Genomic DNA, 25,488 nt, shown 5'->3' with positions numbered 1-25,488 from the left:
GGAATGGATACGCGCGACCGGGTATTGGAAGGCGGATCCGAACGAGCTGTAGTGCCGTCCCATGCTCGGCAGAGGCTTTCCCGGTAAGGCTCCAGCCGAGCATGGCTCGGCTCTACACGGCCAAAAGCTACCCCTCCCCAGCCCTCCCCCTTCGCTACGCGAAAGGTGGGGGGCCAAGCTGTAGTGCCGAGCCATGCTCGGCAGAGGCTTCCCCGGTAAGGCTCCAGCCGAGCATGGCTCGGCTCTACACGGCCAAAAGCTACCCCTCCCCAGCCCTCCCCTTCGCTGCGCGAAAGGGAGGGGGCGAAGCTTTGCCCCTCCCCTTTGGCGTAGCCAAGGGGGAGGTTGGGAGGGGGTTGGTTTTGCTTTGGGCATTTGAGGGCTACTGCTCAGAGCACCCCTCCCTAACCCTCCCCTTGGCCTTCGGCCAAAGGGAGGGGACCAAAGCTACAGCCGCTTACCGAACTGGTACGTCACACCCAGCATCGGGCCGGACAGGGACACGTCCAGGCGCTTGCCCCTGTCGCGATAATCCAGGCTCTGGTGGCGGTAGCCCATCGAGACGAACAGGTTCTCCGTTGCCTGGTAGTTGGCCAGCGCCAACAGCTGCCAGGTCGAATCCGAACCCACACCAAAACCGCCCACATCCCCATAGGCAATGCTGCTCCAGCGCGGGCTCAGCGTCTGCCGCCAACGCACGCCGGCAATCGGGTCGACGAAGGTGGAATCCGAACGGGCAGACACCAGGCCAGGCACGTTCACCGCTGCATTGATGTCCCAGTAACGCGCGCCGGCCAACAGGTCGATGCCGGTGCGCTCGTTCGCTGACCAGGCATAGCCTGCCGTCACCGTTGCCGAGGTCTGCTTCACTTTCACGTGTGCTGCCACGCCAATCGGCAGCGGCGTCGAATCCGAGGTGGAGGCGTGGGTGAAATCGGCCTGCAGCACGAAGTTGCCACGGCGCGCGGTGCCGGTGATGAAGGCCGCCGCGTCCAGGTTGTCCATCAGCTCGGAGAAGGACTTTTGTACGTCCGCCATCGGTGCGCTGCGGAACGGCCGAACTTGCCCTTCCATGCCGCTCATCCACACATAAGGCGTGGCCTGGAAGCGCCAGCTGTCGTCGTTGTCGTTGCTCTGTGCGTGCGCGAGCGGCATGCCGCCCATTGCCAACAGCAGGCACAGGCATTTACGGGTGAATCGGGTGTTCATTGAAGCTCCAGATAGTGCGCGCCCGGTTTCCCGGGCACGCCGATTGCTCGCCTTATACGCCCAGGAAACGGAACGGCTTGGCGTCCTTGAACTGGGCGTTGGCTTCACCCGAATAGATGGTGCGCTGCTGGTTACCCAGGTCCAGACGCTTCACCTTGCCCTTGCCTTCGCTGAAATCGATCTTCTTCAGGTCCACCCAGAACACATTGGTCGCCAGCGCCGACTCGAAGTAATAGCGCATGCGCGACTGGTCGGACACTGTGCGCCAGCGCGTCGAGGAAATATTCGGCTGGTCCGGGGTGGTGATGCCGTACGGCACCGATACATTGCGGATCACGCCGAACACGCTGGCGGTGGATTCCACCGGGTCGGTCGACTTGGGAATGGCGTCGATATAGAAGGCAGCGCGCGCAAAGCGGTCCGAGGCGCGATTGGTGCCCGGCAACATCACCGTGCCGCCGATCTGGCGCCAGTAGGTTTCCAGCGCCAGCTGCTCTTCGAAGATCGGCGAGTTGGTCATCACCTTGTAGTCGCGGCTGTGATGGATGACCTGCTTGCCCTTGATGTACTCGATGATGGCGCTGTCGCCACTGGCATCGGAGATGGACAGGTGCAAGGTGGCCAGGCGCTGCTCGCCGGGTGCTGCGTCGCTGACCAGGGTGAAGGGCTCGGTGCTCAGCACCTTCACCGCTTCCTCGACGGTTGCGAAGTTGTCGAGCATGTACTGCGTCCACACCGAGATGGCCAGGCCGGGCTTGCCGCTGTTGCGCTCGGGGTATTCGGATTCGGCCAGCCACAGCAGGTTGGCGACCAGGCCGGCCTCGTTCATGCCGTCGGTGGTGGAAATGTCATAGGCGCTGGCGATGACGCTGCCATAGCGCGAGGTCCACTTCAGCGTATCCGGGCCGGTCTCGCCGCTGCGCTGCATGCCACGCGGGAACATCCACAGATGGGTGCCGGTGTCGATCTTGTAGTCCATCGAACGGCCGGTAAAGATCTCGTTCCCGGCGCCGTGATAGACGAAACGGGTGCAGGCATCGGCTTCGGACTGCACGCCGGCCATTCCGAACAACACGGTGGCACAGGCGGCAATAATGGATCGCTTGGCTGATTTCATGGGGTGAGCTTCCTTTGCTGGATCAGGTCAGAGATGCAATCGGAATGATCCTAACAGCCATTCATTGTCCTATCGCGACAGGGTTGGCAGTCCTGAAAAACAGCAACCAGACAATGGGCCACTGCTATGCTCCGCACATATTCGAACGGAGGAACTGCCCCATGCCTCAAATCACACTGCGTCACACCGCTGCCATCCTGCGCCCGCTGCTGGTCGGTGGCCTGCTGAGCATCGCCCTGAGCGGCTGCCTGAGTGCGCCGCCGGTCAGCGACGACCCCAACTTCGGCCGCTGCAGCGACGCCTCGCTGCAATGGGCAGTGGGCACGGTCAATGACGAAGCCACCGTGCGCCGCCTGAAAAAGGAGAGCGGTGCAGGCCTGGTCAATCCGATCAGCCCGACCACGATTGTTTCCCGCGATATCCGCCAGGATCGCCTGCGCGTCTACACCGATGCCAACAACGTCATCACCAAGGTGCGTTGCGAGTAACACCAGCGCGCTGCAGCCTGCAGCACAGCACGCGCACAAACACGAACGGCAGGGTTTCCCCTGCCGTTCGTCGTTTCACACGCTCACAAGTGCGAGCGCTTGTTTCAAGGCCGCTTACTTCAAACCGCGGTTGTGCAGCAGCGGCTCGACGCTCGGGTCCTTGCCGCGGAAATCACGGTAGGCCGTCGCCAGGTCACGGGTATTGCCGATCGACAGGATCTTGTCACGGAATACCTGGCCGTTCTCGCGGCTCAGCCCACCGTTCTCCTTGAACCACTCGAAGGCGTCGTGGTCGATCATCTCCGCCCAGAAATAGGCGTAGTAACCGGCCGAATAACCGCCGCCCCAGATGTGGTCGAAGTAGCTGCTGCGGTAACGCGGCGGCACCTGGGCCAGGTCTACCTTGTAGCGCTTCAGCGCATCGGCTTCGAACTTGTCCACATCCTGCAGCGGTGCGTCAGCGCCCTGCGTATGCCAAGCCAGGTCGAGCAGCGCCGCCGACAGGTACTCGGTGGTCATGTAACCCTGGTTGAAGGTCTTGGCCTTGGCGATCTTGTCGACCAGCTCCTGCGGCATCGCTGCCTTGGTCTGGTAGTGCTTGGCGTAGTTGGCGAACACCTTCGGGTCCGAGGCCCAGTGCTCGTTGAACTGCGACGGGAACTCGACGAAGTCACGCGGCACGCCGGTGCCGGCCACGCTGGGGTACTTGGTCTTGGAGAACATGCCATGCAGGGCGTGGCCGAACTCGTGGAACATGGTGGTCACGTCGTCCCAGCTCAGCAGCGCGGGCTGGCCGGCGGCAGGCTTGGTGAAGTTGCTGACGTTGTAGACCACCGGCTTGGTGCCGGTCAGGCCGTCCTGCTCGACGAACACGTCCATCCAGGCGCCGCCGGACTTGCTGTCGCGCTTGAAGAAGTCGGCATAGAACAGCGCCAGCGGCTGGCCGTCGGCATCGGTGACTTCAAACACGCGTACGTCCGGGTGATACACCGGCAGGTCCTTGCGTTCCTTGAAGGTCAGGCCGTAGAGCTGGTTGGCGGCGTAGAAGACGCCGTTCTGCAGCACATTGTCCATCTCGAAGTACGGCTTGATCTGCGACTCGTCCAGGTCGTACTTGGCCTTGCGCACCTGCTCGGCGTAGAAGTCCCAGTCCGATGCGGAGGCCTTGAAGCCACCCTTCTGTGCGTCGATGACTTTCTGGATCTCGGCCAGCTCGCCGCGTGCCTTGGCGGTGGCCGCCGGCACGGTGTCGGTCAGCAGTTTGAGCGCGTTGGCCGGCGTCTGCGCCATCTGATCGGTGAGGTTGTAGGCGGCGTAGTTCGGGAAGCCAAGCAGCTTGGCCTTGGCCGCACGCAGCTGGGCCAGGCGCTGGATGATGGCGCGGGTGTCGTTGGCATCGCCGTGCTCGGTGCGGGTTTCCGAGGCTTGCAGCACCTTGGCGCGCACGTCGCGGTCCTGCAGCGAGCCGAGTGCCGGCTGCTGGGTGGTGTTCTGCAGGCTCAGCACCCACTTGCCGTCCAGCTTGCGGCCCTTGGCCGCGTCTTCGGCAGCGGCGATGTCGCCTTCGGACAGACCCGCCAGCTGCGCCTTGTCGTCGATCACCACCGCACCGGCGGCGGTGGCCGCGACCAGCTTGTTGTGGAAGTCGTTGGACAGGGTGGCCTCTTCGGCGTTGTACTGCTTCAAGGTTTCCTTGTCGGTATCGCTGAGCTCGGCACCGGCCTTGACGAAGCCCTTGTAGGTTTCCTCGACCACGCGCAGCTGCTCGGCATCCAGGCCGGCTTCAGCGCGGCCGTCATAGACGGTCTTGATGCGCGCGAACAGCTTCGGGTCCAGGTGGATGGCGTCGCTGTGGGCGGCCAACTTGGGCACCACGTCTTCCTGGATCTTCTGCCGCTCCGGGTTGGTATCGGCCTGCACCACGCTGAAGAACACGCGGCTGACGCGGTCCAGGATGGCGCCGGACTTCTCCATCGGCAGCAAGGTGTTGTCGAAGGTGGCCGGCTGGCTGTTGTCGGTGATCTGCTTGATCTCGGCCAGCTGCTGGCGCATGCCTTCCTCGAAGGCCGGCAGGTAGTCACTGTCCTTGATCTTGTCGAACGCCGGCGCCTGGAACGGCAGCGAGCTGGCGGTCATGAACGGGTTGGTCGAGGCATCGGCCGGCTGGCCTGCCTGGTCAGGGGTGGTGGCGGTCACGGGGGCGGTGGACTCCTTGCCGGAACAGGCGGCCAGCGCAAGGCTGATGGCGGCGGCCAGGACAACGGTACGCGACATGAAACGGCTCCTTGGGAACGGGCTTCGAACAGCCCTTTACCCTACTCCCTTCGCCTGTTTGCGGCATGTGCCGATGGTGGCGCCAAGCCGCGCCCGGCGCGGTGGCTCAGCCGGTGCCGCGGTTGCGCCCCATCCACTGCCGGTACCACTGGCGGATGGCCGCCATATCGGCCACATCGTCACCGCTGGTATGGAAGACCGGACCGAAGCCGATCACCTTTTCCGGGTAGTGGAAATAGGCCGGGATGATGGGCACGTCGGCCATGCGGGCGATTTTCAGGAATCCGCCCTTCCATTCCGTCACCTGCTTGCGGGTGCCTTCGGGCGCCAGCGCATACCAGACCTGTTCGCTGTCGCGGATCATCGCCACCGCCTGGCCCACCGTGCCCTGCGGCGAACTGCGGTCCAGCGGCACCACGCCCAGCCGGCGCAGCACCACGCTCAGCGGCCACCAGAACAGCTTGTCCTTGCCAAGAATGCGCGCCTCCAGGCCCAGCGCCATCTTTGCCGCCAGGCCCCACAGGCCATCCCAGTTGGAGGAATGCGGCGCGGCAATCACCACTGCCTTGGCCAGGTCCGGCACCGGCCCACGGATATGCCAGCCGCCCAGGCGCAGGATGCTGCGGCCCAGCCAACGGCTGAAGGCGGCACCTTTACGCTGCGGGACGGCGGCAGGAACAACCGGAACGGTCGGTGGCGTGTTGCTCAAGCACTACTCCCAATTACGTGTGGAACGGCCGCGCTTGACCTGCGCGCGTTCCTTTTTCTGATCCAGCCGGCGCAGCTTGGAGCCATAGGTTGGCTTGGTCGCCACGCGTGCCTTGGGCACGCTCAGGCTGGCCTGGATGAAGCTGACAAGACGTTCGCGCGCATCCTGGCGGTTACGGTCCTGGGTGCGGAAGCGCTGCGCATCGATCACCAGCACGCCTTCGCTGGTGACCCGGCGGTCGCGGCGGGCCAGCAGGCGCTCACGCAGTGGTTCGGGCAGGGACGGCGAGCCGGCGATGTCGAAACGCAGCTCCACAGCGGTGGAGACCTTGTTGACGTTCTGGCCGCCGGCGCCGGAGGCGCGCACGAAGCGTTCGACGATCTCCGTTTCCGGTATCGCCAATCGTTCCGAGATTTCAATCTGCTCCGTCGCCATCGGCGCATTGTAAGGGCTGTTGCCCCTTCCCTTGCGCGCAGCGCAGGGGAGGGTTGGGGAGGGGTGCTTTTCGCAGCTGACGTTGAGCACTCGAGCCGCCAAGGTAGGCCGGGGAAGCGCAGCTTGAGAGCTGGATTTTGCTGGGCGGCTACGGCTTTAAAAGCACCCCTCCCCAGCCCTCCCCTTTGCTGCGCAAAAGGGAGGGAGCTCAAGCAAGAGCACCCCTCCCCGGCCCTCCCCCTTTGCTACGCAAAAGGGAGGGGGCGAAGCGTGCACTCGCGAGGTCTGCGGGGGCGCAGCCATCTGCCCCCTCCCTTGCGCGCAGCGCAGGGGAGGGTTGGGGAGGGGTGCTTTTCGCGGCTGACGTTGAGCACTCGAACCGCCAAGGTAGGCCGGGGAAGCGCAGCTTGAGAGCTGGATTTTGCTGGGCGGCTACAGCTTTAAAAGCACCCCTCCCCAGCCCTCCCCTTTGCTACGCAAAAGGGAGGGGGCGAAGCGTGCACAAAAAGGACCTCGCCCCCTTTACTCCCAGTAGCGCCCCGCCCAGCGCCGGTAGGCGCGGTAGTGATGGATCGCAAAACCATCAAACGAGGGCTCGTTGCGCAGCGCACGCTCCACCTTGCGCACTTCCTGCTCGAACACCTTCGGGCCTTCTTCGTCGAAGGTCACCTTGTTGATGTCGTTGGGTGAAACCTCCAGCCCAATCACCACCTTCTTGCCAACTTCATTGGCATAGGCGATCTCGCTGGCCGCATGCGACAGGATGCTGTCACGGCCCTCTGCCTTGTCGCGGTAGTCCATCAAGGCCACGTAGTCGTAGATATTGATGGTGTGTTCACTGACCGGGCGATGACGGCCGTTCCAGTCCACCTCGATGCCGTCCAGCCAGAACGGAATCGCCGGGCCGACCGCCAAGGTCGCACCGCTCTCCTGCTTGATGCGCATCACCGCCGCGCTCATGTCCAGGAAACCAATCAGCAGGTCCGCGCGGGTGTCGTCCTCCCATTCGTCGAGGATATGCGGCTCGATGTCGAGGTTGGCGCCATCAAAGCGCGCAGCTTCCGGCACCGAGGCGTTGTAATCCACCACCCGGCGGAACATCGCCTCGGCCTCCTTGCGGTGCTCCGGCAACACGTACTTCTGCGTGCTCAGGTACCAGGAACCCAGCAAGGCATAGACCTTCATGTTCTTGCCGTGCAAGCGCTCGATGAAGGCGCGGTACAGCTGCGGCTGCTCGACGATGAGGTTGCGGTCCTTGTAAGCATCGGCATACAGATACACGGTGTCGATGCGCTGCGACTTGAGATACGCCACCGCCTCATCGGCGACCGCCGGATCCTCGATCATCGCGTACGACTCGGCTTCCCAGGTCCATATCGCGCGGCTGGCCGCTGCCGCCTGCGCCATCGGCAATACACACAGCACGGCCAGCAGGCCCAGGCCAAACGCGCGGCTCATTGCGACTTCTCCGCGGCGGCGGCAACGTCCACCGGCAGGCGATAACGGCCCTGCCCGATCGCCTTGCCGCTGTCCGGGTCGGAAGGGAAGACGGATACATAACAGTGGCCACCGCAATCCTGCGGCAGGCGCAGCTGCAGCTGCACCTGTTGACTGCCACCGGGCGGCAGCTGCATGGCCTGCCCATACACTTCCTGCAGTTCGCGACCGTCTTCAGCGGACATCACCGCCAGTGGCACGAAGACCCGGCTGGGCTTGGGATCGCCGCTGCTGAACACCGCCGTCAGCCGCACCCCGTCGGCGGCCGCCGCAAGCTCGGCCGAGGCCAGCGACAAGCCGTGCGCCAGCGGTGCATCCGCCACCTCGGCTGCGGACGCCGGTGCGCTATACGCCACCAGCCTGGGTGTCGCGCCCTCCGGCGTCAGCGCGTTCTTCTGCATGAAGATCGCATTGGCTTGGGTATAGCGCTGCAGCCGTTGCAGGGCCCAGGCACGCACGCTGGCGTCGTCGGTTGCGGCCAGGTGCATGCCGTCCTGCAACTCGTACAACTTGCCATCATGCAGCCACCAACGCCCGGCCAGATACTCCGGCGCGCTGGTCTTGGTCTGCTTCAGCGGCAGCTGACGCGTGCTACGGAAGCTCTCGGCCATGTCCAGGCCGGTGCCCAACCACGGTGTCTGCGCTGGCCGCTTCAAACCGTAGGTATTGGACAGCAAGGCCATCAACGACGGCGTCACGTCCAGCTGCGAGGACACCGCGCGGATGCGCCTGGACTGCTTGAGCAGCGGCGAGAAAATGATCAACGGCACATGGTAACGATCCACATGCTCGCCCATCGGGATCTCCGGCAGGCGGTGGTCGCCGGTGATGACGAAGATGGTGTTGGCATACCACGCGGTCTTTTCCACCGACGCGAAATAGCGGCGCAGCTGCTCGTCGGTATACAGAATGGTGCTGTAGATATCGGTACTGGCCCGATAGCTGGCACGCTGCGCCTCGGGCACCTGCAGCTGCTGCAGGCGCTGCTCGAACTGCTTGCGGTACACGTCCTGATCGGGGAACTCGTAGCTGGTGTGCATCGAGATGGTCTGGATCGCGGTAAGGAACGGCGCCTGCACGCTGTCATTGTCGGCCAGTACCCGAGAGATCAGTTCCTTGTCCGGGTAACCCCAGGCGCTGAATGGATTGCGTTGATAGCCCTCGCCGAAGTTGTTCATGTCGACCAGCGTCTGCACCTGCTGGCCCTGCATGTAGGCGCGCTCGTTGTCGAAGTTGGTGTCGGTGCCGTTGTAGAAGGCGGTGTTATAGCCCTGCTGGCGCAACACGCTGAACAGACCCGGATGCGCCGGCATGCGATCACCCAGACCGGTAAAACCCTCGTCGGCAAACGGTGCCGAGCCAATCAGGGTCGGCAGCACGCCGAAGGTACGGCCCTGGTTGGCGAGGAAGTTGTCGAAGTACAGGCTGCGCCCGGCCAGCTCATCCAGGAACGGCGTGAAACTGCCCAGCGATGCCTGCGGCCCCGAGAATGAGCGCCCCAGGCCCTCGACCACGATCAACACCACGTTCGGCGGACGGCCATCGCTGGTTGGCGAGAAGTTCGGGCCCAGGGCATCCGGGGTCTGCTCCGGGTGCAGGAACGGGTAGTTCGGATCCAGCGGGGCTTCATTGCTGGCAACGGCACTGGGCACCACCGCGACATCCGTTTCGCCTTTGAACCAGCGCCATACGTCACCACTGAACCAGGCGAATTTGTTGCAGGCCAGGTCGCGTGAGGCGACGTCCTTCAAGGCCTCCGTGCCACTGGGCAGTGGCAGGATCCAGGCAATACCCGCAGCCACCAGCAGCACCGTGCTGCCTACGGTCGAACCGCGCGCATCACGGCGCGCCAACCACAGCAGCCCCACCCACAGCACCAGCAACGGCAACGCCATCGCCAGTACCCCGCGCAGCCCCAACGGCGCGCCATCGGCCAGGGTGGTACGGATCTCGGCGATGCTGTAGCCGAACAGGTCAGCGCCCAGCGGCACGTGCGCCACCTGGAAGTACTGGTCCAGCAGCACCTGTACCACGATGAACAGCGACCACAACACGCCCAGGGCGATCGTGCGCGGCAAGGCACGCTTGATCATCAACAAGGGCAATGACAACAGCATCAGCAGCGGCACCGTGCGCAACAGCATCAACAGCGCCTGGACCCCGGCAATGCCGGCAATTGTCCCGGTCTGCAAACCACCGCCGGCACCTGCAACACCGTTGCTGACCGCCATCGCGACCAGTACCAGCTGTGCCAGCAGCAACACCGGGAAAACCGAGGAAAAGCGCGCCCAGGCGCCGCCATCATGCGTGGATACCATCGTCGACTGCTCCGTTACCAACGCGTATAGATGGAGCCCGATACACGCTGCTCATCAAAGCCAGCGTCATCATCGGCGTAGCCGGCACCCAGCTTGAAGCCCCAGCGCGGGCTGACCTGGTGCCGCCAGGCGACGCCGATGGCGGCGTTGTTGTCACGCACGACGCTGCCAAAACGGTCCAGGTCGGTACTGCGGCCGCTGCTGACGCTGACTTCCAGATAGTCGTCGGCATCGCCCTTGTAGTAATTGCGCAGCAACACGCGGTGACTCCAGCTGCCCGAACCGACACCCGGCACGTGCTGCAGCTTGTAGCGGCCATACCAGTTGCCGACGTAGCGGCCGACACCGATGCCGTAGAACTCGGTGTTGTCGGAGAAGCGCAGGTGGTCGACGCTGGCCGACAGCTCCCAGCCACTGCCCACACCCTGGAACACTTCCACGCGCCAGGCCTGGCGGGGCAAGACGCCACTGGAGGGGCCGTGCTGGTAACGCAGGTTGGCGTAGGCACGCGACCACAGCGGCGCATAGCCATCCAGGGCCCACGCGGTGTCGGCGGTGTTGAAGTGATCGGCGCGCAGCAGTTCCAGACCCAACGAACCCCGCGGGAAATAGCGACGGATGGTCAGGTCATTGTCGTTCCAGCTTTGTCGGCCACCGCTGAAGCGAGTGTGATCCCAGCCCAGGCTTGCGCCCCAGCGGTAGCCGTTGCTGGCCACCACGTCGGGATTGGCCATGCGCGGCAACAGGCTGTCACGCAGTTGGGTGACCTCGGCCGGGTCTGCCCCCAGGCTGGCGGCGGCATCGAAGTCGGCACGCGCAGCGGCGGTCTGGCCCAGCGCACGCAGTTCGCGGCCCCGTGCGATGCGCGCCGCCGGATCCTGTGGCGCCAGCTCCACCCAGCGCGAGTAGGCATCGGCGGCCTGTTGTGGGCGGTCGCTCCAACGATACATATCGCCCAGCGCCGACCAGGCGTCGGCATAGGTCGGGCTGTTCTGCACCACCTGTTGCAGGTCGGCCTCGGCAGCCGCGTACTGGCCATCCCAGGCATAGGTGCGGCCTCGCGCCAACAGCACGTCGCCGTTGCCGGGGTGCTCGGCCAGCAGCGCGCTGTAGCGGGCGATGGTCGCGGCGCGGTTGTTTGCGTCGGACTGCGCGCGGATCTGCTGCAGTTGCAGGGTCAGGCTGTCGGGGGCCTCCTGGGCAAACGCCAGCAGCGGCGCAGCGGCCAGCGCCAGCAGCAGGCAGCGCGACAACGCATGCCGGGAGGCGCCAAGGGTAGTGGGCTGGGTCATGGAGCGGTTCCTGGAAATCATTGGTGGGTACTCGATTCACTGACCGCCGACGATGACGCTGCCATCGACACCGGCACTTCTTCCTTGTGGCTCTGCTGCCATGAGCCATCGCGACTGATGCGGCCCCAGCTATGCCGCTTGCGGCGGGTGAACATCCAGCGCAGGGTGGCGGAGAAACGCCAGATGGAATTGAGCTGGCGATAGCCGAAGTTCTCCAGGATCGCGACCACGAACAGGCGCAACTGCTGCGCTGGCCGCGAGTACAGACCGAAGGACAGCTCCTCCAGCAGCATCGCGTTGACCGACAACAGGATGCCCATGCCGACCGCGGCGGCGAGGAAGATCAGGAACACATCCAGCTGCACCAGCCCGCACAGCGCCAGCACGATCATCGAGACATAACCCACCACCTCGATGATCGGCCCGAGGAATTCGAAGAACAGCATGAACGGGAAGGCGACCCAGCCGGCGGCGCCGCTGCGGCGATTGCACAGCATGCCGATGTTGGTCCATAGGCTTTCGGCCAGACCGCGCTGCCAGCGCATGCGCTGGTTGCGCAGCGAGGCCAGGTCGGTGGGTGCCTCGGTCCAGCACACCGGGTCGGGCACGAACACGATGCGGTAGTCGCGCTGCTCCTCGCGCAGGTTGCGGTGCAGGCGGATAACCAGGTCCATGTCCTCGCCGACGGTGTCGGTGCGGTAACCGCCAATGGCGATCACCCGCTCCTTGTAGAACACGCCAAAGGCACCGGAGATGATCAGCAGCGCGTTCATCGGCGACCAGCCCATGCGCCCGAACAGGAAGGCACGCAGATACTCCACCAGCTGGAAGCTGGGCAGCCAGCTGTTGGGCAGGCCGATCTTGTCAAGCATGCCGTCGCGCACGGTACAGCCGTTGAGCACACGCACCACGCCGCCGCTGGCGACCACGCGGCTGTCTTCCAGGAACGGCCGCACCACCCGTGACAGGCTCTCCGGCTGCAGGATGCTGTCGGCATCGACCACGCAGAACAACGGATAGCGCACGCAGTTGATGCCGGCGTTGATCGCATCGGCCTTGCCGCCGTTATCCTTGTCGACCATGCGCACGCGCGGGCAGCGTGCCGAGGCATAGACGCCATGCACCGGCTCGGTCTGCAGGCGGGTACGGTAGGCCTCGGGCACCCGCACCAGGCCAAATGCCTCGATCAGCGCATCGCGCGTCCGGTCGCTGGAGCCGTCGTTGACGACCACGATCTCGAATGCCGGGTAGCTGGTCTTGAGCAGCGAGCGCACCGAGGAAACCACCGAGGTTTCCTCGTTGTACGCCGGCAGGATGATGCTGACCGGCGGCTGGTACTCGCGCAGGCCGGCCGGCAGGTAATTGGCCCGGTACTCGCGCATGTAGCGCACGATCTGGTAGGCCGAGATGTAATTGAGCAGCAGGTAGGCCAGGTTGATCGCGACGAAGTAAGCCATGAAGAACCACTGCAGCGAGTCGGCGATACTCACCCAGGGAATCTGCTGCACGTAGCTCACCAGCATCTGCCAATAAGCGCTCATGTCGCACTCCTCATCGCGTTCTCGGACAGCACCTGTTCGATGATGTCGCGTCCGTAGCCATCGCTCTGCCGCGACTGCACTTCACGCAAGGCCTCGGCACCCATGCCCGGCAGGCCGAACAAGGCCTGTGCGGTGCGATAGCGCACCCACCAGACGCTGTCTGACAGCAATGCTTCCAGCCGTCCGGCATCGCCCAGCTCGCCGATGCGGCCCAAGGCCGCTGCCGCGTGCATGCGCACATGCCAACGTGACGCCGTAAGGAACCCAATCACCCGCTCGCGATCCTGGCGATCGTTGATCAACTGCAGGCATACCGAAATGATGTGGTCATCGACGTGCCCTTCCAGCAACTGCCGCACCACCACCGCCGCACGCTGCGGATCGATGTCGGCAAGGAAGCGCACCAGCTTCACCGTCGAATCGGCATTTGCACGCAGCAGCGCGTTGCTGATCTCACGCGCAGCGCTGCCGTCATTGTTCTCGGCCAGGATCCGCGCCACGCTGCCCGGCACCCAGTCCTCGCGCTCGGTGATCATCGGCACGAAAGCGGACATGGCGCGCGGCGGATCCACCTGCGCCAATGCCCGCGCTGCACATAGCGAGACGATCGGGCTGCGGTCGTTGAGGAACTTGGCCAGCAGGTCGTACAGATGCCGGTCGCGCAGGTGGCCCAGCGCAATGATGGTCATGGCGCGGTCGTGGTAGCTGCCACGCAACATGCGTTGCGCCGCCTCTTCCAGGCCCACCCGGTGACCGAGCGGGGCCAGGCGCCGTACCGACGCCTCCGGCAGGCTCTCGCAGACGCTGTTCCAAGCTTCGAGGAAACCAGTGACCTCGTCGCGTTGCAATCGATGTACCGGCACCGTTTCGCCGGCAAGCTCACGCTGCAGAACATCGTTCCAGTACAGCCGGGCCTGGGTATCGCGCTTTTCGCGGCGCTGCGCCCGGACCCGCAGGAACACAATGATCAACAGCAGTACCGTGGCCAACAGCAGGGTGAGAATCGCCACCCAACTGGCCACGACGATTACGGTCGGCCCCTCGAACAGACTGTCCATCGCATTTTCCTACTTGTTGCGGGTAGGTGGTTTGCGAGACCACTTACCCCCCCTGAGTACAACTCCTGGCCCCAAGCATAGACAGAAACGTGATCTACGTCTCTATTTTTCGCAATTTCAGTAGGTTTTCCGCAACACAATTATGCTATTAGCAATACCCTGAATGTAAATATTTCATTAAAAGTAGGGATTTATTGCATCTGCACCTGTACCGGTTGTGCTGCCGTTCTGTGAAGGGGGCCGGGGAAGCTGTCTTCGGCTGTGGCCTGCCCGCGGTTATGCTCGAAGCCTGCCCATCACAAGGACGATCCATGCAGCGCTGCCGCCCTACCCTTCGCACCCGTTGCGTCCCGTTGCTGGTCGCCGCCGGCCTGATGTTGGCCAGCATCGCACCGGCCTGGGCCACGCCCGCCACCGACGCCGACGTCAATCGCCTGTTGGCGGCCTCGCGAGCGCAGAACATGCTCGACGCGATGCTGCCGCAGATGGAGGCGATGCAGGCACAGCAGTTCGCGCAGATCGCCGAGCAGCAAACACTCAGCGCAGAGCAGCGGGCATCGCTGCAGCGCATCCAGCAACGCACCTCGCAGACCTTGCGACAGGCCCTGGCCTGGTCGCAGATGCGGCCGATGTATGTGGACCTGTACAAGCAGTCGTTCTCGAAGGAAGACGTCCTGGCGATGGCCGAGTTCTACGAGAGCCCGGCCGGCCAGAGCCTGCTCGACAAGACCCCGGCGCTGATGCAGAACCTGATGGTGGCCATCCAGCAGAAGATGACGCCGCTGATGGCGGACCTGCAGAAGGACCTTGAAAAGATCAACAGCGAAGTCAAATAAGCGCGCACCGTAGTGCCGAGCCGTGCTCGGCAAGGGGCGTTACCGGCGCTGCCGCTCCGGCTTTTTTTGTGGGAGCGGCGTAAGCCGCGAAGCTGGCGATGTTGGAATCGGCATTCCCGCAATCTGATGACTTGGGAGCTTCGCGGCTGACGCCGCTCCCACAATCCTGCGCGTGTTGATGGGCTTCTGGGCAAGCCCCTGCCGAGCATGGCTCGGCACTACGCTCCCTCCCTTTGGCGAAGCCAAGGGGAGGGGTGCTTTTCGCGGGGAAAGCCCCTTCCGAGCATGGCTCGGCACTACCTCAATGCGGCAGCTTCCAACCGAACAGGTCCATCGCTTTCTGGAACTCGCGGTCCAGCGGGGCACGTACTTCAATGCGGCGGCCGTCCTGCGGATGCGGGAAGGCCAGACGCTCGGCGTGCAGAAGCATGCGGTGTATGCCCTGCATGCGGAAGGTACGGTTGTGCCGCCCGTCGCCGTGGCTGGTGTCGCCGATCATGTGGTGGAACATGTGCTTCAGATGCCGGCGGATCTGCCGGAAGCGTCCTGTCTGCGGCTGGCACCGCAACAAGGCATAGCGCGAGGTCGGGAAGCCCGTCGACGGAATCGGCAACTCGCCTTCCAGCAACTTCTGGAAGTGGGTGATGGCCTGCTTCTTGACCGGCTTGCCGGGGCCGCCGTCCAGGTCGTGATCGACGGTAAACGCATCCTCCGCCGGCCAGCCACGGCACACCGCCAGGTAGTCCTTCTCCACCTCGCCACCCATCAAGGTCTTGCCCAAGGTGCTGGCGCTTTCTCGGTCGAAGGCCAGCAGCAGGCAGCCACTGGTGGCGCGGTCCAGGCGATGGACGAGGAAGATCGGCTTGCCCAGCTGCTCGCGCAAGCGGTCGGCGAGGAAGTCATCCTCGCCGCGCGCCAGCTTGCTGTCATGGACCATCAGCCCGGCCGGCTTGTTGACCACCGCCAGCCACGGGTCTTCGTACAGCAGCGGCAACGGTTCAAAGACAACCGGCGCTTCCACTACTACATCGACAACATCACTCATCGACGCAACCACGCTGACGCCACGGCAACCGCGCCGACCACACCGCTCACCCACGACCACACCGGGATGGACGCCAGCTGCGGGCCGCCTGCTTGCAGGCCGTACAACAACGCCGACACCACCATCAGGCCGGCGCCAGCCACTGCGGTAACCACGCGTCGCTGCATGCGCTGCAAGGTGCCTTCCAGGTTGACGATGTCCTGCGAGCGCATCGCCAGCTCATGCTTGCCTTCTACCTGCTGGCGCAACCAGCTGTGCAGCAGGGCCGGCATGTCCGGGGCCTGGGTCATGATCTCCGGCAGGCGCTTGCGCAGCTCCTTCAGCGCGCGACGCGGGCTGTAACGCTCGCGCAGGATGCGTTCCAGCACCGGCTTGGCCACTTCCCAGATGTCCAGGTTCGGGTCGAGCTGGCGGCCCACACCTTCGATATTCAGCAGCGTCTTCTGCAGCAGGATCAGCTGCGGCTGCAGGGTCAGCTGGTAACGCTGGGCGGTGCGGAACAGCTTCATCAGCACTTCGGCCAGCGAAATCTGCGACAGCGGGCGGGTGAAGTACGGTTCGCACACCGCACGCACGGCTGCTTCCAGCTCGTCGATGCGCACGGTGTTCGGCATCCACTGCGCCTGCAGGTGCAGCTCGGCGATGCGGCGGTAGTCACGGTTGAAGATGGCCATGAAGTTCTCGGCCAGGTAGAACTGATCCTCTTCCGAGAGCTGGCCCATGATGCCGAAGTCCAGCGCGATGAAACGCGGGTTGTCGCGGCGCGCCGGATCGATGTCGACCCAGATGTTGCCGGCATGCGCATCGGCATGGAAGAAGTTGTCGCGGAACACCTGCGTGTAGAACACGCGCACGCCCTTGGCGGCCAGCGCCTTGCGGTCGATGCCGGCCTTGTCCAGCGCGACGATGTCGTCGGAGGGAATGCCCCAGACCCGCTCCAGGGTCAGCGCGCGCTCGGCGGTGTGGCTCCAGATCACTTCCGGCACGTACAGGTCGTCCGAGTTTTCCCAGAAGCGGCGCAGCACGCTGGCGTTGGCACCTTCGCGCTGCAAGTCCAGCTCTGCCGCCAGGGTGGTTTCGATCTCGGCAACCACTTCGCGCGGACGGATCTTGTCGGCGCGCGGGTGGGTGCGCTCGACCAGCGCGGCCAGCGACTTGAGCAGGGCGATATCGCCAGCAATCTGCTTTTCGATATCCGGGCGCAGCACCTTGACCACCACCTGGCGGCCACCGTCCAGCGTGGCGGCATGCACCTGCGCGATCGAGGCCGAGGCCAGCGGCGTGGTATCGAAGCTGGCAAAGGCCTCGGTGATCGGCAGGCCCAGCGCCTGCTCGACGATCTGCAGCGCGCGCTCGCCGTCGAACGGCTTGACCCGGTCCTGCAGCAGGGTCAGCTCAACGGCCACATCCGGCGGCACCAAGTCGCGGCGGGTGGACAGGATCTGCCCGAACTTGACGAAGATCGGGCCCAGCTCCTGCAGCGCCAGGCGCAGGCGCGCACCGCGCGACTGCGAGGCGATATCGGCGCTGGCGCGCGGCACGAAGGGCTTGGCCAGGCGCAACCAGCGCTCGACCGGGGTGCCGTCGAGCAGGTCGTCCAGACGATAGCGCAGGATCACCCGGCCAATACGGCTGGCGCGGAACATGGCGCGGGTCGCCTTCATGCGGCACCTCCGGCGCGCTGACGCAGGCGCGCGATGCGCGCGGCCATGCGTTCGACGTCATCGCGGATCACGTCCACATCATCATGGAAGGCGTCCAGTTCGGCACGGGCAACAACATCACGCGACTCCTCGGTTACGTATTCAGCGGCGGTCTCGGCCAGGTCCTTGGCACTGCGCCGGGCCTGCAACAGCGCCGCACGCAGGGTCTGCGCGATCTGCACGCCGAGGATCTCGCCAAAGGCTTTGACAAAGGGCTGCTGCCAATCCGGATCAAAACGGCTGGCCAGCTGCTGCAGGCGGCGCGCCAGCTCGGCATCGCCGGAGACCTTGACCCGGCCGGCCGGCGCGCTGTTGCCGCGCCGTGCATTGGCGAGGAACGGCAACTGCGCCAGCACCCCGCCCAGGGTGCTGCGCACGGCCAGATCCGGCTCCAGCGCGGGATCGACCGGGCCCACGGTCAAGCGTTCACCGGCGACCCCGATCTGCATCGCCAGCGACGGCGATTCCAGGGTCAGGGCGATGCGCTGGCCATCCAGCGAGGCCAGCGCGGTGCGGGTATCCGGGTCCAGCGCCAGGGCGCGGTTCAAGGCCACTTCCAGCGCACGGCCGGCCAGCGGCTTGATCATTTTGAGGGGGGATGCAGGCATGCGGGCATTCTACCGGAGGGGCGCAGGCCCGTAGGGCCGGGAATGGAGAGCCCCGTAGCCCGGGTAAGCGCCGCGCACCCGGGGGCCATTCGCGGACGCGTGGAAAGCCGGCGCTGGCTTGCTCCCGGGTGCGCTGCGCTTACCCGGGCTACGGGCTCTGATGCATCGTTCGCACAGGGTTTGTTCATGTCAGCGCGCCGCGATAAACAAATCCCCAATCTCGCATCCCCATTCGCGGCTTTTGCGTTCATGCTATGCAGACACCACCAAACACAGCGGCAGGAGCACACAGGCAATGGGCAAGACCCGGGTTGGCATCATCTTCGGCGGTCGTTCGGCCGAGCACGAGGTCTCGCTGCAGTCGGCGAAGAACATCCTCGATGCACTGGACAAGGAGCGCTTCGACGTCAGCCTGATCGGCGTGGACAAGCAGGGCCTGTGGCACCTGTGCGACACCGCCGGTTTCCTGCTCAACGCCGATGACCCCAAGCGCATCGCGCTGGATACCTCCGGGCCGATCCTGTCGGTGCTGCCGGGTGCCGAGCGCGGCCAGCTGCTGGCCGCCGATGGTCGCGAGGTACCGCAATTGGATGTGGTGTTCCCGATCGTGCACGGCACCCTGGGCGAGGACGGCACCCTGCAGGGTCTGCTGCGCACGCTCAACCTGCCGTTCGCCGGCCCCGGCGTGCTGGGCTCGGCGGCGGCGATGGACAAGGACATCGCCAAGCGCCTGCTGCGTGATGCCGGCCTGGCGGTGGCACCGTTTGCCTGCTTCAACCACGTCACCGCCGCAGCGGCCGATTACGACGCACTGGTCGCCCAGCTTGGCCTGCCCTTGTTCGTCAAGCCGGCCAACCAGGGCTCGTCGGTAGGCGTGAGCAAGGTGCGCAATGCTGACGAGTTCGCCACCGCGATGGCGCTGGCGCTGTCGTTCGACCACAAGGTGCTGGTCGAATCGGCCATCGTCGGCCGCGAGATCGAATGCGCCGTGCTGGGCAACAACCTGCCCGAAGCCAGCGTCTGCGGCGAAGTGGTGGTGCATGACGACTTCTACGCCTATGACACCAAGTACATCAGCGCCAGCGGCGCGGAGACGGTGATCCCGGCCGATATCGCCGCGGACGCGCAGCAGCGCATCCGCGAGATCGCTGTGCGCGCCTACCAGGCGCTGGACTGCATCGGCATGGCCCGCGTTGACGTGTTCCTCACCGAAGCCGGCGACGTCGTCATCAACGAGCTGAACACCCTGCCCGGCTTCACCAAGATCAGCATGTATCCCAAGCTGTGGGGCGCCAGCGGGCTGGGCTATACCGCACTGATCACGCGCCTGATCGAGCTGGCGCTGGAGCGTCACGCTGCAGACAAGGGTCTGCGCAGCTCGATCAGCACGTCGGCCTGATCGAAACCACTGAAACGACGCGGCCCGCACCCTCCAGGAGGATGCGGGCCGTTCTGTTTCTGGCGTCAGGAACGATCAGCCTTTCTTGCGGAACATCGACACCACCGCAAGGATCAGGAAGACGACGAACAGGATCCACGCGATATTGCTGGCCGCACCGGCAATGCCACTGAAGCCAAGCACGGCGGCAATGATGGCGATGACGAAGAAAACGACGGCGTAATGCAGCATGGGCTGGGTCCTCTGTTGGAATCAGGGCTCCATCCTCGGCAATCGCCGGTAGTGAGGCAGTGATGGGTACGTGAGCGCGAGATGACGATCACCCCCCTGCGTTCAGCGTGCCGCCGCCAACCGCCGCAGGCCTTCCTCGATGGAGACCCGCGGCACATAGCCGAAATCACGCCGTGCCGGCTCCATCGAGTACCAGTGCGGCGTGCACAGCTGCTCGGCGAGGAAGCGGGTCATTGGCGGTTCGCCGGACAGGCGCAGCAATGGCCACAGTTTTTCGCAGACCGAGCCGATCCGGTAGGCGGTCTTGAACGAGATCGACTTCTCCACGCCAGGCGCGCCCACCGCTGCAAGCAGGCGGTTGAGCAGTTCGCGCATCGGCAGCGGTTCGCCGTTGGAAATGAAGTAGGCCTTGCCCGCACAGGCCGCACCAACCACCAGATGATCGAAGGCATCGAAATGCGCCTGCGCGGCATTGTCGATGAAGGTGGTATCGACCTTGTTGTTGCCATCGCCGACAAAACGCAGGCGGCCGGCGCGGGCACGCTCGGCCAGGCGCGGCACCAACTGGTTGTCACCCGGGCCCCAGATCAGCCTCGGGCGCAGGGCGATGGTGGCCAGATCGGCACCATTGGCAGCCAGTACTTCCTGCTCGGCAATGGTCTTGGTGGCGGCGTACGGTGCCTGGAAGTCCTCACCATAGGGCACTTCGTCCGCCCCCAGACCTTCCACGGGATGGGTGGCACGATGGGTGACGCTGGGCGTGGAGGTGTAGACCAGGCGACCGATGCCATGCGCCTTGCAGGCGGCCAGCACGTTGCGGGTGCCGACCACATTGGCCTGGAAGTAACTGTTGTAGCTGCCCCAGGCGCCGGCCTTGGCGGCATTGTGGAAGATCGCATCAACACCGGCGGCCGCGTGATGCACGGCATTGGCGTCGGCCAGGTCGCCACGGATCTGGCCGACCCCGATTTCCTGCAATGCCGGGTAGTGCCCGCGATTGAAGCTCAGCACCTGATGACCGCGTTCGACCAGGCCACGGCACAAGGCCTGACCGAGAAAACCACCACCACCGGTAACCAGAATCTTCATTCGTTTGATCGCTCTGCTGCTGGGCTTCCGCGCCGACCTGCGGTGGCGGAAGCGATGAGATTTGTCCGTCAGTATCGCAGCAGTGGTGTTCGGGTGCTTTGCCGGGGATGTTGGCGGAGAGCGTCACCCCTCCCCAGCCCTCCCCTCCGCCTTCGGCGCAAGGGAGGGGGCAACAGCAGCAGCGCTGCGGGTGCGTCGAGCAGCCAGGCTTTAGCCCTCCCTTTCGCGCAGCGAAGGGGAGGGTTGGGAGGGGTGCTCTTCGCCGTACGCCAAGGCCCGCAGAATATCCTCCAACACAGCCGGCATCCGCTGCAGAACCTCGTCATTCCAGTAGCGCAGCACCCTGAAGCCCAATCCCTGCAGCACCTCGGTTCGCCGTTGGTCATAGGCAAGCTGCTCAAGATGCTGCCCGCCGTCCAGCTCGACGATCAGCCGTGCATCAAGGCAGACGAAGTCGGCGATGTACCCGGCCAAGGGCATCTGCCGACGGAAGCGGAAGCCAGCCAACTGCCGTCGGCGCAGTTGCTGCCATAGACGGTCTTCTGCATCGGTGGGTGTGTTGCGCAGGGCTCTTGCGCGCCTTCGCAGCTTGTCCATTGCAGCGCCCCGTTTTTATTACGGAAAGCCTGCGATTGGTGGTAATGGGAGCCTGTGAGGGAATCACTGGATTAAAGCTATCCCTCGACTCAAAGAGCACTGCGCTTTACCCCTCCCAACCCTCCCCTCCGCCTTCGGCGCAAGGGAGGGAGCAAGAGCACCCCTCCCCAACTCTCCCCTCCGCCTTCGGCGCAAGGGAGGGAGCCAAAGCACCCCTCCCCAGCCCTCCCCTTGCCTGCAGCAAAGGGAGGGGGCAAAGCTTTAGCCCTCCCTTTCGCCTAGCGAAGGGGAGGGTTGGGAGGGGTGCTCTGGCTTCATGCCTTTAAGCCCGAGCCCCGTGCATCACCCCAACTGCGCCTGCGCCCACACCGCCAACTTCTCACGCCCGATCTTGGCGTTGTGGCGGATATCCACCGGGAAGCCCGGATGACGCAGGAAATGTTCGATACCTGCCAAACCTGGATGACGCAATGCCATGGCCCGCAACTGCGTTTCGATTTCAGCGAAGTGCTGATCCGGCAGCAGTTCGTAACACAGCACCGGCACCTGCTGGCCCAGCTCACCAACACCGACCAAAGCCGTGCGCCGCACACCAGCCACGGTGTTGAACACCGGCTCCACCTGCTCGGTATACAGCGCCCCCGCTGCCGTCTCGACGCGATGGGTCTTGCGCCCGCAGAACCACAGCCGCCCTTCGGCATCGAACCAGCCCACGTCGCCCATGCGGTGCACGATGCGCTCGCTGCCATCGGCCAGCACTTCACGGATCTTGGCTGCGGCGGTTGCCTGCGGCCGGTTGAAGTAGCTGTCAGTCGTGGTCGGCCCGACCACGGAGATCTCACCCACCTCCCCGGCTGGCAGCTCACGCACGCCATTCCAGTCAGCGATGGGTTCGTCGGTGATGGCAATGATGCGCACGACATTCGGCGTGACCACGCGACCAACGCAGGTCCCCGCACCAGCCTCGGTGGCCTCACGCGTATCGACCAGTTCGCGACCTTCAATCACGGCAACCGGCAGGCATTCGGTGGCGCCGTATGGCGTCCAGAACTGGCCGTCCTCCGGCATCAGCGAACGGATCTTCGACACGATCTCCGGCGGCACCGGCGCACCCGCCGAGGTGGCGCGGGTCACCGTTGGCAGCGGTTGGCCGTGCTCGGCCAGCACCCGCATCAATGCCGGCGAACCGAACAGCTGGGTCACGCCGAAACGGGCAATGGCATCGTGCAGCTTGCGCGGATCGGCGCTGCCCGGCCGAGTCGGGTCCATGTCCGGAATCACCGAGGTCAGGCCAAGCGCCGGGTCGAACAGCGCGAACGGCGGGAAGGTCGGCAGGTCGATGCCACCGGGCTGCATGCCGAAGGCATTGCGCAGCAGCTCCACCTGGCCGACGAAATGGCGATGGCGATAGACCACGCCCTTGGGCACGCCGGTGGAGCCACTGGTGAACAGGATCGCGCCCACATCGTCCGGCGCGGTGGCAGCCAGCTGACTACCCGCACCGGCGCCGTCAGCCTCGATCTTTGCCAGGGTGATGCCACCCCAGCCCCAGCGCCGGCCCACCGTGACCTTGACCCTGGCCGCCTTGGCCCAACCCAGCAGTACCCGCGCAAATTGCGCCAGCGGGATGCCGATGAAGGCCTGCGGCTGCGCTTCGTCCAGGCACTGCTTCAGCGCGCGCTTATCTATGCCCGGGTCGACCAGCACCGGCACCGCGCCGATCTTGAACAGGGCGAACATCAGCAGGAAGAACTCCGGCCCCGGCCGCACCATCACCACCGCGCGCACCCCGCGGCCGATGCCGTTGGCCGCCAACCCAGCGGCAATGGCGTCGCTGCGGGCATCCAGCGTGCGGTAGTCCAGGGTCACGTCGTAGGCGGCCATGCCGTTGGCGGCAGGCTTGCCGGGGCAACGGATGGCGATCTGGTCGGGCCGTTCACGCGCCAGCTCGGGCAGGCGCGCGGCGATATTGCAGGTTTCGTTCATCTTCCTATTGTCGCCAATGCAGAAAAATCTTGCGCGCAGGCCGTCACCGTGGAAAATTTCGCACCTTCCTTCTGTCCTGTTCCTGCCGCCAAGGCCGGTATCCCATGCCCCATCCCTGCCTGACCTGCGGTGCCTGCTGCACCCAATACCGCGTTGCCTTCCACTGGATGGAATCGGACGAAGTCACCGAAGGCGGCGTGCCCCATCAGCTGACCCAGCGCCTGGACCCGCACCGGCTGTGCATGCAGGGCACCTACTCGGACCCGATCCGCTGCGTGGCCCTGGATTCGGAGATTGGCGTGTACTCGCGTTGCACCATCCACCCGAACCGGCCCAGCGTTTGCCGCGAGGTGGACGCCTCCTGGGAATACGGCAAGGCCAGCTCGCAGTGCGACCGCGCCCGCGTCGCCCACGGCATGGAGCCACTGACCCTGGCCGATTGGCGCTGGCGCGATGATGCAGACAACGACGACAACCATCCCGACGACAACGGCAACAGCCCGTCGTCACCGCCGAATACGCCGATTGCGGCTTGAGGATGATGCGGTAGTTGTTGGCTTTGGGCTTTGGGCTTTGGGCTTACACCGTCATTCCCGCGCAGGCGGGAATCGCTCTTGCTGTTGCTCTTCGCCCTTGCCCTGTCCAAAGCCAAGGCAGAAGCCGAAGCAAGAGCCAGAGCGATTCCCGCCTGCGCGGGAATGACGGCAAATAAATCAACGACATAAAAGCAAAAAGTCAGAAGCGAAAGGCGAGAAGCGAAAGCCCGCCCTTCAAAGCGCCTTGTAACGCCCCCAAAGCACCTCGAACTGCTGCGTGAAGCTGCGCACCAGGTTGCGGTCATTGCTGACCACCAGATTCTCATCGTTGTGCTCGGTCGCGGTGCGGGTCCAGTTGAAGCTGCCGTTGGCCAGTTGCTTGCCATCGAACAGCGCGAACTTGTGGTGCATGTGGTATTCGCTGTGGTCCACCCGTACCGGTATGCCGCTTTCATTCAAACGACGGATATCGTTGCCATCGTCGTAGACCTTGTCGTTGTCGCTGATGATGCGCACCGTCACGCCGCGTTTGTGTGCGTCCAGGATGACCCCGCTCAAGCGGTCATCGGAGATGGTGAACACGCAGATGTCCAGGGTCTGCTTCGCGCTGGCGCACAGCGCGCGCAGGCGTTGCATGCAGGCATCGCCCGGCGAGAAGTAGGTACTCGTCAGGGTTTCAATCGGGCCGGCGTTGACGTCCAGCGTGCGCACCACCTGTTCTACCCACTTCAGCATCGGCAGCGCTTCGGCAGGATCACTGGTTATCTGCTCGCGGGCGATATCGAAGGCGCGATTGCGCAGGAAGCGCAGGCGGTCGGGCGGTAGTTCGACGCCCAGCTCGCGCAGTGCGGAACGTTCCTCGTTGCTCAAGCTGAGGTCCTGCGCGCTGTCGCGCAGCTGACGGTCCAGGCTGTCGAAATCCATCCTTCACTCCCTGTGCAAAGAAGCACAGAGCTTCGCATACCCGCGCGCGTGTGGGAGCGGCGTTAGCCGCGAAGCTGGTGCAAGAGGAAAGGCCACAAAAGCTCACCCCTCCCCAACCCTCCCCTCCGCCTTCGGCGCAAGGGAGGGGGCAGAAGCAGGCATCGCGCGCACTCAGGGCTTTTGTGGGAGCGGCGTAAGCCGCGAAGCTGATGCGATGGGAACGACCACAAAAGCTCACCCCTCCCCAACCCTCCCCTCCGCCTTCGGCGCAAGGGAGGGGGCAGAAGCAGGCATCGCGCGCGCTCAGCTTTTTTGTAGGAGCGGCGTAAGCCGCGAAGCTGGTGCAAGGGGAAAGGCCACGAAAGCTTACCCCTCCCCAACCCTCCCCTCCGCCTTCGGCGCAAGGGAGGAGGCAGAAGCAGGCATCGCGCGCGCCAAGCTTTTTTGTAGGAGCGGCGTTAGCCGCGAAGCTGGTGCAAGGGGAAAGGCCACGAAAGCTCCCCCCTCCCCAACCCTCTCCTCCGCCTTCGGCGCAAGGGAGGGGGCAGAAGCGGGCATCGCGCACGCTCAGCTTTTTTGTAGGAGCGGGGTAAGCC

22 protein-coding genes are annotated in these 25,488 nt (G+C 64.6%); 4 read left to right on the top strand and 18 right to left on the bottom strand.

Going from position 1 to position 25,488, the window contains the following annotated elements:
- Positions 1-447: 447 nt before the first annotated feature.
- Together AC1VXC_RS13090 and AC1VXC_RS13085 are read right to left on the bottom strand one after the other, a co-directional pair.
- Positions 448-1,209 carry a porin family protein gene (locus AC1VXC_RS13090; RefSeq protein ID WP_481539579.1) on the bottom strand — a complete coding sequence of 254 codons (762 nt, stop codon included), beginning with the start codon at positions 1,207-1,209 and terminating at the stop codon, positions 448-450.
- A gap of 52 nt (positions 1,210-1,261) precedes the next feature.
- A complete protein-coding gene (locus AC1VXC_RS13085; protein WP_481539578.1) occupies positions 1,262-2,326 on the bottom strand; it encodes a linear amide C-N hydrolase in 1,065 nt (354 codons plus the stop codon).
- Between the two features lie 161 nt (positions 2,327-2,487).
- Here AC1VXC_RS13085 and AC1VXC_RS13080 point away from each other — a divergent pair, with 161 nt between their 5' ends.
- Positions 2,488-2,814: a hypothetical protein gene (locus tag AC1VXC_RS13080; protein ID WP_481539577.1), complete on the top strand. Its 327-nt coding sequence runs from the start codon at positions 2,488-2,490 to the stop codon at positions 2,812-2,814.
- Between the two features lie 114 nt (positions 2,815-2,928).
- On the opposite strand, the gene dcp is transcribed toward AC1VXC_RS13080, so the two are convergent.
- The 8 genes from dcp to AC1VXC_RS13040 all read right to left on the bottom strand — a co-directional run bounded on the left by dcp (position 2,929) and on the right by AC1VXC_RS13040 (position 13,938).
- Complete coding sequence (gene dcp / locus AC1VXC_RS13075) at positions 2,929-5,088, bottom strand: peptidyl-dipeptidase Dcp (RefSeq protein WP_481539576.1); 2,160 nt, start codon at positions 5,086-5,088, stop codon at positions 2,929-2,931.
- Positions 5,089-5,194: 106 nt separating this feature from the next.
- Positions 5,195-5,797 (bottom strand): lysophospholipid acyltransferase family protein, encoded by a 603-nt coding sequence (locus AC1VXC_RS13070; protein WP_313174041.1) that lies wholly within the window; start codon positions 5,795-5,797, stop codon positions 5,195-5,197.
- Positions 5,798-5,800: 3 nt separating this feature from the next.
- Entirely contained in the window at positions 5,801-6,232 is a 432-nt protein-coding gene (gene arfB / locus AC1VXC_RS13065; RefSeq protein WP_481539575.1) for an alternative ribosome rescue aminoacyl-tRNA hydrolase ArfB, read from the bottom strand.
- Positions 6,233-6,754: 522 nt separating this feature from the next.
- Entirely contained in the window at positions 6,755-7,690 is a 936-nt protein-coding gene (locus AC1VXC_RS13060) for a hypothetical protein (RefSeq protein WP_481527278.1), read from the bottom strand.
- Positions 7,687-10,047: an LTA synthase family protein gene (locus tag AC1VXC_RS13055; protein ID WP_481539574.1), complete on the bottom strand. Its 2,361-nt coding sequence runs from the start codon at positions 10,045-10,047 to the stop codon at positions 7,687-7,689. Before AC1VXC_RS13055 ends, AC1VXC_RS13060 begins: the two co-directional genes overlap by 4 nt.
- A gap of 14 nt (positions 10,048-10,061) precedes the next feature.
- Positions 10,062-11,339: a YaiO family outer membrane beta-barrel protein gene (locus tag AC1VXC_RS13050; RefSeq protein ID WP_481539573.1), complete on the bottom strand. Its 1,278-nt coding sequence runs from the start codon at positions 11,337-11,339 to the stop codon at positions 10,062-10,064.
- Positions 11,340-11,356: 17 nt separating this feature from the next.
- Positions 11,357-12,880 carry a glycosyltransferase family 2 protein gene (locus tag AC1VXC_RS13045; protein WP_481527275.1) on the bottom strand — a complete coding sequence of 508 codons (1,524 nt, stop codon included), beginning with the start codon at positions 12,878-12,880 and terminating at the stop codon, positions 11,357-11,359.
- Positions 12,877-13,938 (bottom strand): HEAT repeat domain-containing protein, encoded by a 1,062-nt coding sequence (locus tag AC1VXC_RS13040; RefSeq protein ID WP_481539572.1) that lies wholly within the window; start codon positions 13,936-13,938, stop codon positions 12,877-12,879. The genes AC1VXC_RS13045 and AC1VXC_RS13040 overlap by 4 nt, the downstream gene beginning before the upstream one ends.
- A gap of 374 nt (positions 13,939-14,312) precedes the next feature.
- Here AC1VXC_RS13040 and AC1VXC_RS13035 point away from each other — a divergent pair, with 374 nt between their 5' ends.
- A complete protein-coding gene (locus tag AC1VXC_RS13035) occupies positions 14,313-14,774 on the top strand; it encodes a DUF2059 domain-containing protein (protein ID WP_313174097.1) in 462 nt (153 codons plus the stop codon).
- A 301-nt stretch (positions 14,775-15,075) separates the two neighbouring features.
- Here the strand turns inward: AC1VXC_RS13035 and AC1VXC_RS13030 are convergent, their stop codons facing one another.
- From AC1VXC_RS13030 to AC1VXC_RS13020, 3 genes are read right to left on the bottom strand one after another with little or no spacing between them, the layout of a single operon-like run.
- Positions 15,076-15,819, bottom strand: a complete 744-nt coding sequence (locus AC1VXC_RS13030) for a pseudouridine synthase (protein ID WP_481539571.1) — start codon at positions 15,817-15,819, stop codon at positions 15,076-15,078.
- A complete protein-coding gene (gene ubiB / locus AC1VXC_RS13025; RefSeq protein ID WP_481539570.1) occupies positions 15,816-17,483 on the bottom strand; it encodes a ubiquinone biosynthesis regulatory protein kinase UbiB in 1,668 nt (555 codons plus the stop codon). The genes AC1VXC_RS13030 and ubiB overlap by 4 nt, the downstream gene beginning before the upstream one ends.
- On the bottom strand, positions 17,480-18,130 hold the full coding sequence (locus AC1VXC_RS13020) for a ubiquinone biosynthesis accessory factor UbiJ (protein ID WP_293705923.1): 651 nt from the start codon (positions 18,128-18,130) through the stop codon (positions 17,480-17,482). Before AC1VXC_RS13020 ends, ubiB begins: the two co-directional genes overlap by 4 nt.
- A 295-nt stretch (positions 18,131-18,425) precedes the next feature.
- On the opposite strand from AC1VXC_RS13020, the gene ddlA reads away from it, so the two are divergent.
- Positions 18,426-19,529 (top strand): D-alanine--D-alanine ligase, encoded by a 1,104-nt coding sequence (ddlA, locus tag AC1VXC_RS13015; protein WP_481527271.1) that lies wholly within the window; start codon positions 18,426-18,428, stop codon positions 19,527-19,529.
- Between the two features lie 75 nt (positions 19,530-19,604).
- On the opposite strand, the gene AC1VXC_RS13010 is transcribed toward ddlA, so the two are convergent.
- The 4 genes from AC1VXC_RS13010 to oleC all read right to left on the bottom strand — a co-directional run bounded on the left by AC1VXC_RS13010 (position 19,605) and on the right by oleC (position 23,432).
- Positions 19,605-19,760, bottom strand: coding sequence for a DUF1328 domain-containing protein (locus AC1VXC_RS13010; protein WP_282269396.1), 156 nt, complete (start codon positions 19,758-19,760; stop codon positions 19,605-19,607).
- Positions 19,761-19,862: 102 nt separating this feature from the next.
- Entirely contained in the window at positions 19,863-20,849 is a 987-nt protein-coding gene (gene oleD / locus AC1VXC_RS13005) for a 2-alkyl-3-oxoalkanoate reductase (protein ID WP_313494333.1), read from the bottom strand.
- A 210-nt stretch (positions 20,850-21,059) separates the two neighbouring features.
- Positions 21,060-21,446 carry an endonuclease domain-containing protein gene (locus AC1VXC_RS13000; RefSeq protein ID WP_313494335.1) on the bottom strand — a complete coding sequence of 129 codons (387 nt, stop codon included), beginning with the start codon at positions 21,444-21,446 and terminating at the stop codon, positions 21,060-21,062.
- Positions 21,447-21,788: 342 nt separating this feature from the next.
- A complete protein-coding gene (gene oleC / locus AC1VXC_RS12995; RefSeq protein WP_481539307.1) occupies positions 21,789-23,432 on the bottom strand; it encodes an olefin beta-lactone synthetase in 1,644 nt (547 codons plus the stop codon).
- A 104-nt stretch (positions 23,433-23,536) separates the two neighbouring features.
- On the opposite strand from oleC, the gene AC1VXC_RS12990 reads away from it, so the two are divergent.
- Entirely contained in the window at positions 23,537-23,968 is a 432-nt protein-coding gene (locus tag AC1VXC_RS12990; RefSeq protein WP_313174059.1) for a YkgJ family cysteine cluster protein, read from the top strand.
- 234 nt (positions 23,969-24,202) lie between these two features.
- On the opposite strand, the gene AC1VXC_RS12985 is transcribed toward AC1VXC_RS12990, so the two are convergent.
- Positions 24,203-24,892 carry a phospholipase D-like domain-containing protein gene (locus AC1VXC_RS12985; RefSeq protein WP_313174061.1) on the bottom strand — a complete coding sequence of 230 codons (690 nt, stop codon included), beginning with the start codon at positions 24,890-24,892 and terminating at the stop codon, positions 24,203-24,205.
- Positions 24,893-25,488 lie beyond the last annotated feature (596 nt).

The sequence above is a fragment of the Stenotrophomonas sp. STEN033 genome (assembly GCF_056856655.1).
This window is presented reverse-complemented; position numbering and strand designations above follow the sequence as displayed.